The sequence below is a fragment of the Micromonospora sp. NPDC085948 genome (assembly GCF_040686315.1).
Lineage (GTDB): Bacteria > Actinomycetota > Actinomycetes > Mycobacteriales > Micromonosporaceae > Micromonospora.
On the sequence record NZ_JBFBJW010000001.1, the window covers coordinates 310399 to 324190 of the forward strand.

General features: G+C 70.9%; 11 protein-coding genes. 8 read left to right on the plus strand and 3 right to left on the minus strand.

Features of this window, described 5'->3' with window-relative positions; all coding sequences use genetic code 11:
* Positions 1 to 121: 121 nt before the first annotated feature.
* From AB0O48_RS01505 to AB0O48_RS01530, 6 genes are all read left to right on the plus strand, one after another.
* Positions 122 to 1057 (plus strand): ATP-binding cassette domain-containing protein, encoded by a 936-nt coding sequence (locus AB0O48_RS01505; protein ID WP_357571836.1) that lies wholly within the window; start codon positions 122 to 124, stop codon positions 1055 to 1057.
* The gene (locus tag AB0O48_RS01510; protein WP_357246597.1) at positions 1054 to 1866 is read left to right on the plus strand and encodes an ABC transporter permease; all 813 of its coding nucleotides are present in this window, start codon (positions 1054 to 1056) and stop codon (positions 1864 to 1866) included. Before AB0O48_RS01505 ends, AB0O48_RS01510 begins: the two co-directional genes overlap by 4 nt.
* A gap of 313 nt (positions 1867 to 2179) precedes the next feature.
* A complete protein-coding gene (locus AB0O48_RS01515; RefSeq protein ID WP_357571837.1) occupies positions 2180 to 5971 on the plus strand; it encodes a multifunctional oxoglutarate decarboxylase/oxoglutarate dehydrogenase thiamine pyrophosphate-binding subunit/dihydrolipoyllysine-residue succinyltransferase subunit in 3792 nt (1263 codons plus the stop codon).
* A gap of 133 nt (positions 5972 to 6104) precedes the next feature.
* Positions 6105 to 6290 (plus strand): DUF6104 family protein, encoded by a 186-nt coding sequence (locus AB0O48_RS01520; RefSeq protein ID WP_357246603.1) that lies wholly within the window; start codon positions 6105 to 6107, stop codon positions 6288 to 6290.
* Positions 6291 to 6389: 99 nt separating this feature from the next.
* Positions 6390 to 8459 carry a phosphate acetyltransferase gene (gene pta, locus AB0O48_RS01525; protein WP_357571838.1) on the plus strand — a complete coding sequence of 690 codons (2070 nt, stop codon included), beginning with the start codon at positions 6390 to 6392 and terminating at the stop codon, positions 8457 to 8459.
* Positions 8456 to 9571 (plus strand): acetate kinase, encoded by a 1116-nt coding sequence (locus AB0O48_RS01530; protein ID WP_357571839.1) that lies wholly within the window; start codon positions 8456 to 8458, stop codon positions 9569 to 9571. The genes pta and AB0O48_RS01530 overlap by 4 nt, the downstream gene beginning before the upstream one ends.
* A gap of 76 nt (positions 9572 to 9647) precedes the next feature.
* Here the strand turns inward: AB0O48_RS01530 and AB0O48_RS01535 are convergent, their stop codons facing one another.
* The gene (locus AB0O48_RS01535) at positions 9648 to 9818 is read right to left on the minus strand and encodes a hypothetical protein (protein ID WP_357246611.1); all 171 of its coding nucleotides are present in this window, start codon (positions 9816 to 9818) and stop codon (positions 9648 to 9650) included.
* Positions 9819 to 9980: 162 nt separating this feature from the next.
* Entirely contained in the window at positions 9981 to 10442 is a 462-nt protein-coding gene (locus AB0O48_RS01540; RefSeq protein WP_357571840.1) for a MerR family transcriptional regulator, read from the minus strand.
* A 93-nt stretch (positions 10443 to 10535) separates the two neighbouring features.
* On the opposite strand from AB0O48_RS01540, the gene AB0O48_RS01545 reads away from it, so the two are divergent.
* Together AB0O48_RS01545 and AB0O48_RS01550 are read left to right on the plus strand one after the other, a co-directional pair.
* Positions 10536 to 11585 carry an aldo/keto reductase gene (locus AB0O48_RS01545; protein WP_357571841.1) on the plus strand — a complete coding sequence of 350 codons (1050 nt, stop codon included), beginning with the start codon at positions 10536 to 10538 and terminating at the stop codon, positions 11583 to 11585.
* Between the two features lie 98 nt (positions 11586 to 11683).
* Positions 11684 to 12652, plus strand: a complete 969-nt coding sequence (locus tag AB0O48_RS01550; RefSeq protein WP_357571842.1) for a chlorophyllase — start codon at positions 11684 to 11686, stop codon at positions 12650 to 12652.
* Between the two features lie 142 nt (positions 12653 to 12794).
* On the opposite strand, the gene AB0O48_RS01555 is transcribed toward AB0O48_RS01550, so the two are convergent.
* Positions 12795 to 13757, minus strand: coding sequence for a zinc-binding dehydrogenase (locus AB0O48_RS01555; RefSeq protein WP_357246622.1), 963 nt, complete (start codon positions 13755 to 13757; stop codon positions 12795 to 12797).
* Positions 13758 to 13792: the final 35 nt, after the last annotated feature.

The window sequence follows — 13792 nt, forward strand, 5'->3', positions numbered from 1 at the left end:
GTGGAGTCGCCTCCGCCCTGCGACGGAGACGAACATAGGAACCGAGCCTGATTGACCTTGATGCCCCGGGCCGTCACGCTGTGCCACGGCGTACCTCGACGCCGTACACGGGAGGAGAACGATGACTGACGGGCAGCGAAGCCCCACCAGCGACGGTCAGATCGTGGTGTCCGGTCTGACGAAGCAGTACAAGAACGTGCGGGCGGTGAACGACCTGTCCTTCACCGTGGCACCGGGGCGGGTGACCGGCTTCCTCGGCCCGAACGGCGCTGGCAAGACCACCACCCTGCGCATGCTGCTGAACCTGGTCACGCCGACCGCGGGCACGACCACCATCAGCGGCCACCGGTACGCCGATCTCACGGACCCGCTCCGGCACGTCGGCGCGGTGCTGGAAGCCTCCAGCGCGCACAAGGGCCGCACCGGCATCAACCACCTGCGGGTCATCTGCGCGGCGGCCGGGCTGCCCCGGCAGCGGGCCGACGAGGCGCTGGCCCTGGTCGGGTTGACCCCGGCGGCGAAGCGCAAGTTCAAGGGCTACTCGCTGGGCATGAAGCAGCGGCTGGGCATCGCCGCCGCCATGCTCGGCGACCCTCGTGTGCTGATCCTCGACGAGCCCGCCAACGGGCTCGACCCGGAGGGCATCCGGTGGATGCGCGGGTTCCTCAAGAACCTCGCCCACGAAGGCCGCACCGTGCTGGTCTCCAGCCACCTGCTGTCGGAGATGCAGCTGCTCGCCGACGACGTGGTGATCATCGCGGCCGGGCAGCTGGTCCGGCAGGGACCTGTCGACCAGGTCCTCGGCTCGATGGCGCAGACCGCCCGGGTACGGGTCCGCACGCCGCAGGCCGAGGCTCTGGTCGCGGCGCTGAAGGCGCAGTCGGCGACCGTCGACACCGACGAGCAGGGCGTGCTGCTGGTCGCCGGGGTGGACGCCCCGACGATCGGCCGGACCGCCCTGACCGCCGGCGTCGAACTGCACGAACTGACCACCGAACGACCCGACCTGGAACGGGTCTTCCTGGAGCTGACGGCCGGAAAGGCGGGCATCCGATGAACCTGGTCCGAGCCGAACTGCTCAAGATCCGTACGACCAGCACCTGGTGGTGGCTGGCCCTCGGCGCGTTCCTCGCCCTGGTGCTGGCCTTCGTCGTCAACGCCTGGCTCGCCAGCCAGGTGCTCGGCGGCAACCAGGAGGACTTCGGCGTCAGCGGGGACCAGGCCACCCCCGCCGGCCAGGCGGCCAACCTGTACACCTCGGGGCAGTACCTGGGGCTGATGTTCGTGATGCTGATCGGCATCCTGATGGTCACCAACGAGGTCTTCCACCAGACCGCGACCACGACCTACCTGACCACGCCGCGTCGCACCTCGGTGATCCTGGCCAAGCTCGGCGCCGCCTCGCTGCTGGGCTTCGGCTTCTGGCTGGCCACCACGGTGATCGACCTGGCCGCTGGGTCGGTCTTCCTGAGCCTGAACGACCACGGCGCGCAGCTCGGCGAGTGGACGGTGCACCGGGCACTGCTGCTGAACCTGCTGGCGTACATGATCTGGACGGTCCTCGGGGTGGGCATCGGCACGCTGATCCCCAACCAGCTCGGCGCGGTGATCACCGCCTCGGTGCTGTACCTGATCGGCACCCAGGTGGCCCAGCTGCTCTTCTTCCTCCTCTCCAGCTGGCTGGACAACGAGGCGGTGATGAAGTGGCAGGTGGTCTGGCCCGCGGTGGCATCCCAGGTCATGATCAGCGGGAGCAGCACCGACCTGACCCCCGACTGGTGGGTCGGCGCCCTGGTGCTGGTGGGCTACGCGCTGGTCAGTGGCATCGTCGGAATCCTGATCACTCGACGTCGCGACATCGCCTGACGGCTTTTCCGACCCCGGGGCGGCGAGCTGGCCGCCCCGGGGTCGGCACCACGCCGGGAGCTGGCCGCGCGTCACCGGCGATCTGCCGTGCGTCACCAACCTCGATCTGCCGCGCGTTACCAGCCCTCGGCTGGCCGCGCAGCGGTTGCTGAACTTCTGGCATCTTCTGTGAAACCGGCCACGGGGCCGAGGCTGAAATGCCTACGGGATCCGTACGGCGTAGCCTGGGAGCCGTCCAGTCCGTGCTCCTAATCGGGCACGAGGGACACACCGCGTGCCACACAAACCCGCGTGAAAGAGGCGATTACCGGCCGTGTCGACCCAGCAGACTTCGCAGGAGAACCCACTGGCGGGTTTCGGCCCGAATGAGTGGATCGTCGAGGAGATGTACCAGCGGTACCTCGCCGACCCATCGAGCGTCGATTCGGCCTGGCACGACTTCTTCGCCGACTACCGGCCGGCACCCGGCGCGGCCACGCCACGCGGGGCTGAGGCGTCGGAAGAGCCGGCCGCCGCTCCCGAGCCGGACGGCCAGCCGGAGGCAGCCGCCACGGTCAGCCAGCCGAGCGCCACGCCGCCGGCGACCGCGAGCAAGCCGAGCGCCGCACAGTCGTCCGCGAGCAAGCCGTCCGCCGCACCGTCGTCCACCGCGCAGTCGGCGCCGGCCAAGCCCGCTGCCGCGCCGGCCGCGTCCAAGGCCGCCCCGGCGAAGGCGGCCCCGGCCAAGCCGGCCGCCGCGCCGAGCGCCGACGGCCCGCAGACCACGCCGTTGCGGGGCGTCGCCGCGAAGATCGTCCAGAACATGGACGCCTCGCTGAGCGTGCCCACCGCGACCAGCGTGCGCGCGGTCCCGGCGAAGCTGCTCGTCGACAACCGCATCGTGATCAACAACCACCTCGCCCGGGGGCGCGGTGGCAAGGTCAGCTTCACCCACCTGGTCGGGTACGCGCTGGTCCGGGCGCTGGTCCAGCACCCGGAGATGAACAACTCCTTCGCCGAGGCCAACGGCAAGCCGGCGATGGTCCGCCCCGCCCACGTCAACCTCGGCATCGCGATCGACCTGGCCAAGCCGGACGGCAGCCGCAACCTGGTGGTTCCCTCCATCAAGGGCTGCGAGACGATGGACTTCCGGCAGTTCTGGCAGGCGTACGAGGACGTGGTCCGGCGGGCGCGGCGCAACGAGCTGACCATGGACGACTACAGCGGCACCACGATCTCGCTGACCAACCCGGGCGGCATCGGCACCGTGCACTCGATGCCCCGCCTGATGCAGGGGCAGAGCGCGATCATCGGCGTCGGTGCGATGGAGTACCCGGCCCCCTACCAGGGCATGTCCGAGGCCACCCTGGCCGAGCTGGCCGTCAGCAAGATCATCACGCTGACCAGCACGTACGACCACCGGATCATCCAGGGTGCGCAGTCCGGCGAGTTCCTCAAGGTGATGCACGAGCTGATCCTCGGCGAGCACGGCTTCTACGACCAGATCTTCACCTCGCTGCGCATCCCGTACGAGCCGGTGCGCTGGATGCGCGACGTCGCGGTCAACTCCGAGGGTCAGATCAACAAGACCGCCCGGGTGCACGAGCTGATCCACGCGTACCGCGTGCGCGGTCACCTGATGGCCGACACCGACCCGCTGGAATTCACGATCCGCAAGCACCCCGACCTGGACGTCCTCCAGCACGGGCTCACCCTCTGGGACCTGGACCGCGAGTTCCCGGTCAACGGCTTCGCCGGCCGGCAGCGGATGAAGCTGCGCTCGATCCTCGGCGTGCTGCGCGACTCGTACTGCCGCCGCGTCGGCATCGAGTACATGCACATCCAGGACCCGGAGGAGCGGCGCTGGGTGCAGGAACGGATCGAGCGCAAGTACGAGAAGCCGGCCGCCGACGAGCAGAAGCACGTGCTCAACCGGCTCAACGCCGCCGAGGCGTTCGAGACCTTCCTGCAGACCAAGTACGTGGGCCAGAAGCGCTTCTCGCTGGAGGGCGGCGAGTCGCTGATCCCGCTGCTCGGTGAGGTGCTGGAGTCCTCCGCCGAGAACGGGCTGGACGAGGTCGTCATCGGCATGGCGCACCGGGGTCGGCTCAACGTGCTGGCCAACATCGTCGGCAAGCCGTACGAGAAGATCTTCTCGGAGTTCGAGGGTCACCTGGACCCGCGCTCGACGCAGGGCTCCGGCGACGTGAAGTACCACCTGGGCCAGAACGGCAAGTTCACCACTCCGGACGGCGCGCACTCGGTGAAGGTGTCGGTGGTGGCCAACCCGTCGCACCTGGAGGCCGTCGACCCGGTGCTGGAGGGCATCGTCCGCGCCAAGCAGGACCGGATCGACCTCAAGCTGGAGGGCTACACCGTGCTGCCGCTGGCGGTGCACGGTGACGCGGCGTTCGCCGGGCAGGGCGTGGTCGCCGAGACGCTCAACCTGTCGCAGTTGCGCGGCTACCGCACCGGCGGCACCGTGCACGTGGTGGTCAACAACCAGGTCGGCTTCACCACCGCCCCGGAGTACAGCCGGTCCAGCCTCTACAGCACCGACGTGGCCCGGATGATCCAGGCGCCGATCTTCCACGTGAACGGCGACGACCCGGAGGCCGTGGTCCGGGTGGCCCGGCTGGCCTTCGAATACCGGCAGACGTTCAACAAGGACGTCGTGATCGACATGGTCTGCTACCGCCGGCGCGGGCACAACGAGGGCGACGACCCGTCGATGTCCAACCCCCAGATGTACAAGATCATTGACTCGAAGCGCTCGGTGCGCAAGCTCTACACCGAGGAGCTGATCGGTCGCGGTGACATCACCGTGGAGGACGCGGAAGAGCTGCTGCGCGACTACCAGGCGCAGTTGGAGAAGGTCTTCAAGGCCACCCGGGACGCCGCCTCGGCGCCCCGCCAGCTCAACCGGCCGCGCCGCGAGGAGGAGCCGGAGCCCCAGGTCGACACCGCCACCGACGCGTCGGTCGTGAAGGCGATCGGCGAGGCGCACATCAACCTCCCCGAGGGCTTCACCCCGCACAAGCGGATCCAGCAACTGCTGGACCGGCGGGCCAAGATGTCCGTCGAGGGCAACATCGACTGGGGCTTCGGCGAGATCATCGCGCTCGGGGCGCTGCTGCACGACGGGGTCACCGTCCGGCTCGCCGGGCAGGATTCGCGTCGCGGCACGTTCGTCCAGCGGCACGCCTCGGTGGTCGACTCCCGCACCGGCGACGACTACCTGCCGCTGAAGTCGCTCACCGGCGACGGCGAGCGCTCCCGGTTCTTCGTGCACGACTCGCTGCTCAGCGAGTACGCGGCGATGGGCTTCGAGTACGGCTACTCGGTGGAGAACATCAACGCCCTGGTCGCCTGGGAGGCCCAGTTCGGCGACTTCGTCAACGGCGCACAGTCGGTGATCGACGAGTTCATCTCGTCCGGCGAGGTGAAGTGGGGTCAGCGCTCCGCCGTCACCCTGCTGCTTCCCCACGGCCACGAGGGCCAGGGTCCGGACCACACCTCCGGTCGGCCGGAGCGGTTCCTGCAGATGTGCGCCGAGGACAACATGCGGGTGTCCATCCCGACCACCCCGGCGAACTACTTCCACCTGCTGCGCCGCCAGGCCCTGTCGCCCAAGCGCAAGCCACTCGTGGTGTTCACGCCGAAGTCGCTGCTGCGGCACAAGCTCTGCGTCTCCTCGGTCGAGGACTTCACCACCGGCACCTTCCAGCCGGTGCTGCGCGACACGGCGGCACCGGCCCCCGAGTCGGTGAAGCGGGTGCTGCTCTGCTCCGGCAAGGTCTACTACGACCTGTTCCAGGCCCGGCAGGACCGCGGCGTCACCGACACCGCGATCCTCCGGATCGAGCAGCTGTACCCGCTGCCGGTGGAGGAGATCCGCGCCGCCCTCGCGCAGTTCCCGAACGCGGAGGACTTCGCCTGGGTGCAGGAGGAGCCGGCCAACCAGGGCGCCTGGTCGTTCGTCGCGCTCAACCTGCTGGAGCACCTCACGGACGTCCGGCTGCGGCGGATCTCCCGCCCGGCCGCGGCAGCGCCGGCCGTCGGCTCGGCCAAGACCCACGAGGTCGAGCAGAACGCGCTGATCGAGGCGGCTCTCCCCCGCCCGTGACCTGACCGCACCACGCGAGCCGGGGCAGGGCCGTTACCCACGGTCCTGCCCCGGCTCGCGTCGGTCCACGGACCCACCGACCCACCCGCCCATCCGCCCGGCCCGCGCCGGGCCGAGCACGAGGACGTACCCGATGTACTTCACCGACCGCGGTATCGAGGAGCTGGTCGAGCGCCGGGGCGCCGAGCAGGTGACCCTCGAGTGGCTGGGCGAGCGCCTGCGCGACTTCGTCGACCTCAACCCCGACTTCGAAACCCCCATCGAGCGCCTGGCAACGTACCTGGCCCGCCTGGACGACCCCGACGACGACGACGCCTGACCCGTCCCCCCGTTCCGCACCCGGTGATCAAGAAGTTTCGGTCACGATGGGGGCCGGAGCTGACGCAAACTTCTTGATCAACGAGCAGGGGGTGGGAACGTGGCTCGCAGTGTGTATCTGACCAGCGTTGGTTCGGGCGGGGGCAAGTCGACGATCGCTCTCGGATTGGCGGAGTTGCTCTCTCGCCAGGTGGGGCGGATCGGCGTGTTCCGGCCGTTGGTCGCCGACACCGGTCCGGATCCGATCCTCGCCCTGCTCAGTGAGCGTTACCGGGTCGAGCTGCCGCTGTCGGAGCTGGCCGGGGCGACCTACACCCAGGCAGCGGCGCTGGTCGCGGACGGCCGACGTGAGCAACTGATCTCCACGGTTGTCGAGCGGTACCGGGCGGTGGAGCGGCAGTGCCCGGCAGTGGTCGTGGTGGGCAGCGACTTCGACGACCCGGGCGATCCGGCCCATCCTCGCGAGTTGGCCTTCAACGCCCGGCTGGCCACCGAGTTCGGCAGCGTGGTGGTGCCGGTGGTGGACGGCCTCGGGCAGGAGCCGGCGGCGGTCGCGTCGGCGGTGCGCGGGGCGTACCACGATCTGACCGACCTGGGCGCGACGGTGCTCGCGGTGATCGCCAACCGGGTGACCGAGCCGATGACGCTGCCCGACCTGCCGGTCCCCGCGTACGCCATCCCGGAGGTGCCGAGCGTGTCGGCGCCGACGGTGGCCGAGGTGGCGGCGGCGCTCGGCGCCACCCTGCTGGCCGGGGACGACGCCGCGCTCAGCCGGGACGTGCTGGATTTCGTGGTCGGCGCGGCGCACGTACCGACCCTGCTGGACCACCTCACCGAGGGCGCCCTGGTGATCACCCCCGGGGACCGGGCCGACCTGCTCGTGGCGGCGAGTGCCGCGCACGTGGCCGGTCAGGCGTCGGTGGCCGGGCTGGTGCTCACGCTCGGTGAGCAGCCGGACCCCCGGGTGATGCGGTTGGTGCAGGGGCTGAACACCGGGTTGGCGGTGCTGTCGGTGCGCAGCGACAGCTACGACACGGTCGCCGCGTCCAGCCGGATCGAGGGTCGACCCAGCACGGCCAACCCGCGCAAGGTGGAGGCCGCGCTGGGCGCGTTCGAGCGCTGTGTGGATACCGACGACCTGGCTCGCCGGCTGCGGGTCAGCCGGTCGACCCGGGTCACCCCGCTGATGTTCGAGAACGAGCTGATCGACCGCGCCCGCTCGAAGCCCCGGCACCTCGTGCTGCCGGAGGGCACCGACGAGCGGATCCTGCGCGCGGCGGAGATCCTGCTGCGCCGGGGCGTGGCGGAGCTGACGCTGCTCGGCCGACCGGACGACATCGCCCGGCGGACCCGCGAACTGGGCATCGACCTCGGCGACGCGAACGTCGTCGACCCGGCCACCAGTGCGTGGCGCGACGACTTCGCCGCCGACTACGCACGGCTGCGCGCCCACCGGGGCGTCACCGCCGAACTGGCGCACGACATCGTGGCCCAGCCCAACTACTTCGGCACGCTGATGGTGTCGACCGGCCGGGCCGATGGCATGATCTCCGGCGCCACGCACACCACCGCCGCGACCATCCGACCGGCGTTCGAGATCATCCGTACGCTGCCGGACGTCTCGGTGGCCTCCAGCGTCTTCTTCATGCTGCTCGCCGACCGGGTGCTGGTCTACGGCGACTGCGCGGTCAACCGCGACCCGGACGCCGCACAGCTCGCCGACATCGCGATCTCGTCGGCCGACACCGCCGCCCGGTTCGGCATCGAACCCCGGGTGGCCATGCTGTCCTACTCCACCGGCAGCTCCGGCGCGGGCGCGGACGTGGAGAAGGTCGCCACGGCCACCGCCCTGGTCCGCGAGCGCCGGCCCGACCTGCTGGTCGAGGGGCCCATCCAGTACGACGCGGCGATCGACCCGGCGGTGGCGGCGACGAAGTTGCCGGGCAGCCCGGTCGCCGGCCAGGCCACCGTCTTCATCTTTCCGGACCTGAACACGGGCAACAACACGTACAAGGCGGTGCAGCGCTCGGCCGGGGCGGTCGCCGTCGGCCCGGTCATGCAGGGCCTGCGCCGGCCGGTGAACGACCTGTCCCGCGGCGCGACCGTGCCGGACATCGTCAACACGGTGGCGATCACCGCCATCCAGGCGGCCACCGAGGAGGCCTCATGAGTCGGGTGCTGGTGCTCAACTGCGGGTCGTCGTCGGTGAAGTGGCGCCACTACGACGGGGACCGGGTGCTCGACCACGGCACCGTCGAGCGGGTCGGTGAGCCCGGTGGCGGCCCGGCGGACCACGCCAGCGCGGTCCGGCAGATCCTGGACGGACTCGACCTGGGCGGGCTGGAGGCGGTCGGGCACCGGGTGGTGCACGGTGGTCGGACGTTCAGCGCGCCGGTGCTCGTCGACGACGCGGTCCTGGCCGCGATCAAGGACCTGGTGCCGCTGGCCCCGCTGCACAACCCGGCCAACCTGGCCGGCATCGAGGTGGCCCGCGCGGCACTCCCGGACGTCCCGCAGGTCGCCGTCTTCGACACCGCGTTCCACCACACCCTGCCGGAGGCCGCCGCGACCTACGCGATCGACCGGGACACCGCCGAGCGGTACGACATCCGCCGGTACGGCTTCCACGGCACCTCGCACGCGTACGTGTCCCGGCGTACCGCCGAACTGCTCGGCCGCCCGTACGACCAGGTCAACACGATCACCCTGCACCTGGGCAACGGGGCCAGCGCCTGCGCGGTGGCCAACGGTCGCAGCGTCGCCACCTCGATGGGCATGTCCCCGTTGCAGGGGCTGGTGATGGGCACCCGCAGCGGCGACCTCGACCCCACGGTGATCTTCCACCTGCGCCGGGAGGCCGGGCTGTCGGTCGACGAGATCGACGACCTGCTCAACCACCGCAGCGGGCTGCTCGGGCTGACCGGCGCCAACGACATGCGCGAGGTGCTTGCGCGCCGGGCGGCCGGGGACCGGGCGGCGGCGCTGGCCTTCGACATGTACTGCCGGCGGATCACCGAGTACGTCGGGGCGTACTACGCACTGCTCGGCCACGTCGACGCGATCGCCTTCACCGCCGGGGTCGGCGAGCACGCCGCGCCCGTCCGGGCAGCCGCGTTGGCCGGCCTGGACCGGCTCGGTATCGCCGTCGACGATGCGCGCAACGACGGTACGGGCGACCGCGTCATCTCACCCGACGGCGCCGAGGTGAGCGTCTGTGTCATCCGCACCGACGAGGAGCGGGAGATCGCCCGGCAGACCCGAGACGTGGTCGCCCGCCACTGACGACCCGTCCGAGGCGATGCGACAAGTGGTGGTGGCCCGCCCCGTGGGCTGTGCGGGTCGACCCGGCCCGGTCCGGTCAGCTCGCGAGCCAGACGACGAGGACGACGAGCAGGACCACCACGACCGCCGCGCCGATGATCAGCGGCAGGCGGGACGGCGACTCCACCGGCGCAGCGGCCTCCGGTGTCTGGCTGAACGCGCGGAACGCCTCGGTGTTGCCACTGGGGTCGGTGTAGTTCTCAGGCATGCCGGTGACCCTAGCGAAGCCGCTCGCGAAGCACCGCCCCGGTAGGGCGCCCTGGTGGACGACCTCGCGCGCCGCCAGTTGGCGAGCATCGCCGAGGTGGTCGAGGTCGCCGGATCGGCCCGCTCGTCGTTCCGACGATCTCGGTGCCGGCCCAGATCGAGTTCAAGCAGATGTACCCGGTGTGGATGCCGGAGCGGCCTCGCCGTCCGAAGGACGCGGACGACCTGGCTCGACTGCTTGCCGGGCCTCGTCGAGCAGGTCCTCGTACACCCCGACCTTGAAGCTGATCAGATCCAGGCTCTGGGTGAGCTGGCCGATCTGGTCCGTGACGCGCCTGTGGTGCGCACGCATGAGCGCGAGTCGTTCCTCCTCGTTGCCCGCGCCTTCGCGAACGAGTTCGGTGTAGCGGCGCAGCGCCGGCAGCGGCATGCCGGAGGCGCGGAGAATGACGCAGACGGTCAGCCAGTCCACGTCGTCCTGGCTGTAGACGCGACGCCCGGTGGACCCACGGCGTACGGGGCTGACGAAGACGCCCTGCTGCTCGTAGAAGCGGAGCGCGTGCACGCTCAAGCCGGTGCGTTCGGCGACCTGTCCGATGCTCAGACCCGCGGTGACCTCAGCCATGTCGAGCAGGGTAACGGGGGTTGACCTAGAGCCGACTCGAGCTCCTACGGTGCCAGGTGATCACCACTGAACACCACCTGGGAGAGCATCGTCATGCGCTATCGCACCCTCGGCGGCACCGGCATCGAGGTGAGCACCCACTGCCTCGGGACCATGATGTTCGGTGCCGTCGGCAATCCCGACCACGACGACTGCGTCCGCATCGTCCACACCGCCCTCGACCAGGGCATCAACGTCATCGACACTGCCGACATGTACGGCCGGGGCGAGTCCGAACAGATCGTGGGCAAGGCGCTGCGCGGGCGCCGCGACGACGTCGTGCTGGCCACCAAGGTGCACTTCCCGATGGGCGAGGGACCCAACCAGGGCGGCAACTCGCGGCGGTGGATCCTCAAGGCCGTCGAGGGGAGCCTCCGGCGGTTGGACACCGACTGGATCGACCTCTACCAGATCCACCGTCCCGACCCCTCGACCGACATCGAGGAGACGCTCTCCGTGCTCACCGACCTCGTCCGCGAGGGCAAGATCCGCGCGTTCGGCTGCTCGACGTTCCCCGCCGAGGAGATCGTCGAGGCGCACCAGGTCTCCGAGCGTCGCGGCCTCGGACGCCTGCGCACCGAACAGCCGCCGTACTCGATCCTGGCCCGTGGCGTCGAGGCCTCGACCCTGCCGGTCTGCCAGCGCTACGGCATGGGGGTGCTGGTCTGGAGCCCGCTCGCCTTCGGATTTCTCAGCGGGAGGTACCGCAGGGACCAGCCCGTCGACCTGTCGACCGGGCGGGCCGCACTGCGGCCCGCGCAGTTCGATCCCACGATCGCCGAGAACGCCGCGAAGCTCGACGCCGTCGAGCAGCTCGTCGAGCTCGCGGCGAGCATCGGCTGCACGCTTCCACAGCTCGCCATCGCCTTCACCGTGGCCCATCCGGCCGTCACCTCGGCGATCATCGGACCGCGCACCATGCCGCAACTGGAAGATCTGCTCAAGGGCGCCACGCTCACCCTGGACGACGCGACCCTCGACCGGATCGACGAGATCGTGCCGCCCGGCACGAACCGGTACAACCCCAATGCCGCCTTCCCACTGCGCGCGCTGACGGACATCGCACGTCGGCGTCGTCCTCTCGCGGACCGTGCCGCGGCCTGAGTGGGCCCGCCTCCGAGGGCACAGCACGGGGTGACCGGAAGGGCACAACGCGTCAATGCCCGCCGGGCACCCCAGCCGGTCGGGGCACAATCGGATTCATGTCGCGTCGCGTCACTCCCGCGCTGCTGGCCAGCGCCGTGCTCATGGCCGGTCTGGCCGGCTGCTCAACGGACACCCGCCCGAGCCAGAGCGGTCCGGTTCCGCCGGTCGAGCCGAAGGCCGCCGCCACGCCGGCACCGCAGGTCCCCGCCGGGAAGGCCCCGCAGCGCGCCTTCGCGGTCGGCGTACGCCAACTCAAGCTGAACCGGGACGGCCGTGCGCTGCCGACGACGCTCTGGTACCCGGCGGCCGGGCAGTCCGGCGGCGCGGCCAAGCGGTCGGCGACGGCGGCCGAGGGCCGGTTTCCGGTGGTGATGTTCAGTCACGGGCTGGGTGGGCGGCCGGACGACTACGCCACGCTGCTGACGCGGTGGGCGGCGGCGGGTTTCGTGGTGGCCGCGCCGACGTTCCCGCACACCTCCGCCGGCGGCGACAAGAACGTCCTCGACGTGCTCAACCAGCCGGCCGACGTCTCGTACGCGTTGGACCAGGTGCTCGCGCTGGACGGCAAGGCCGGCGACGCGTTGCGGGGGCGGTTGGACGGCGAACGGGTGGCCGCGGCCGGGCACTCGGCGGGCGGGGTGACCACGATCGGGCTGTTCACCGCCAACCGGGACGAGCGGCTGGACGCGGGCGTGGTGTTCGCGGGCACCGCGCTCGGCGTGGGCACCGCGTTCGCCGGCGCGGCCGCGCCGCAACTGTTCGTGCACGGTGAGCTGGACGAGGTGGTCGAGTACGCGGCGGGCAAGGCCGCGTACGACAAGGTGCCGTGGCCCAAGGCGATGCTGAGCCTGCCCAAGGGCGACCACGGGCGGGCGCTGCTCACCGACGGCGCGACGCTGCGTGTCGTCTCGGACACGTCCGTCGAGTTTCTGCGCTGGTCGCTGTACGGCGACGCCGACGCCAGGAAGCGCATCCCCACCGACGCGACCCGCGGCGACGTCGCCACCTTCGACGACCACCTCTGAACGGGCGGACCGATCGCGCCGCGCCGCGCCCTGCCCCAAGATCGCGCAGTAACCAGGAAATAGTGGCCTCCCGCGACGCGGAGGCCACTATTTCCATGATGTTGCGCGATCTTGGGGGCGGGGCGGGGCGGGGCGGGACGCGTCAGGCGGTGTGGTCGATGACGACCTTGCCGAAGGCGTCGCCGGACTGCAGGCGGGCGAAGGCGTCCTCGACCCGGCCGAACGGGACCACGCTGTCCACCACCGGGCGCACCTCGTTGTCCGAGCAGAACGCCAGCAGCTCGTACAGCTCCCCCGGCGTGCCCATGGAGGTGCCCAGGATCTCCAACTGCATCGCGAAGAGCCGGCGCAGGTTGACCGCCGGTTCGTGCCCGGCGGTCGCGCCGGAGACCACGATCCGGGCCATCGGCGCGGCCGACTTCAGCGAGTGGTCGAAGGTGGCCGCGCCCACCGTCTCGATCACCACGTCGACGCGTTCCGGCAGCCGGGCACCGGGTTCCACGGCGGTGGCGCCGAGAGCCGAGATCCGGTCCCGCTTGCCGGCGTCGCGGCTGGTCGCGTACACCCGCTTGCCCATCGCGACGGCGAGCGCGACGGCCGCGGTGGCGACGCCGCCGCCCGCGCCCTGGACCAACACGCTGTCGGCGTCCGCGACGCGGCCCTTGGTGGTCAGCATCCGCCACGCGGTCAGCCAGGCCGTGGGCAGGCACGCCGCGTCGGTCGCCGCCATGCCGTCGGGCAGCGGGATCAGGTTCGATCGGGGTACGGCCACCCGCTCGGCGAGGGTCCCGGCGAAGTGCTCGGAGAGGATGGAGACCCCGCGCGGGTCGCCCGGGGTGACCACCACCGGGTACACGACCACCGGGCGGCCCTCCGGGTCGAGCCCCACCGCGTCGCAGCCGAGGATCATCGGCAGCTGTGCCTCGGCGAGCCCCACGCCGCGCAGCGACCAGAGGTCGTGGTGGTTGAGCGAGGTGGCCTGCACCTGCACGGTCACCCAGTCGTCGGCCGGGTGGGTCGGCTCGGGCCGCTCACCGACGGTGAGCGCGGCGAGCGGGTCGGCGTCATTGAAGCGGGAGGCAAAGGCGGCACGCATGATCGGCACGGTAACAAGCTGAGCGCCCGTTAAGAAGGCGCCCG

Bases quoted from the DNA above. Each gene is read 5' to 3' on its own strand.
- AB0O48_RS01505 (WP_357571836.1), top strand. From the start codon at position 122: ATGACTGACGGGCAGCGAAGCCCCACCAGCGACGGTCAGATCGTGGTG.
- AB0O48_RS01510 (WP_357246597.1), top strand. From the start codon at position 1,054: ATGAACCTGGTCCGAGCCGAACTGCTCAAGATCCGTACGACCAGCACC.
- AB0O48_RS01520 (WP_357246603.1), top strand. From the start codon at position 6,105: ATGTACTTCACCGACCGCGGTATCGAGGAGCTGGTCGAGCGCCGGGGC.
- AB0O48_RS01530 (WP_357571839.1), top strand. From the start codon at position 8,456: ATGAGTCGGGTGCTGGTGCTCAACTGCGGGTCGTCGTCGGTGAAGTGG.
- AB0O48_RS01535 (WP_357246611.1), bottom strand. From the start codon at position 9,818: ATGCCTGAGAACTACACCGACCCCAGTGGCAACACCGAGGCGTTCCGC.
- AB0O48_RS01540 (WP_357571840.1), bottom strand. From the start codon at position 10,442: ATGGCTGAGGTCACCGCGGGTCTGAGCATCGGACAGGTCGCCGAACGC.
- AB0O48_RS01545 (WP_357571841.1), top strand. From the start codon at position 10,536: ATGCGCTATCGCACCCTCGGCGGCACCGGCATCGAGGTGAGCACCCAC.
- AB0O48_RS01550 (WP_357571842.1), top strand. From the start codon at position 11,684: ATGTCGCGTCGCGTCACTCCCGCGCTGCTGGCCAGCGCCGTGCTCATG.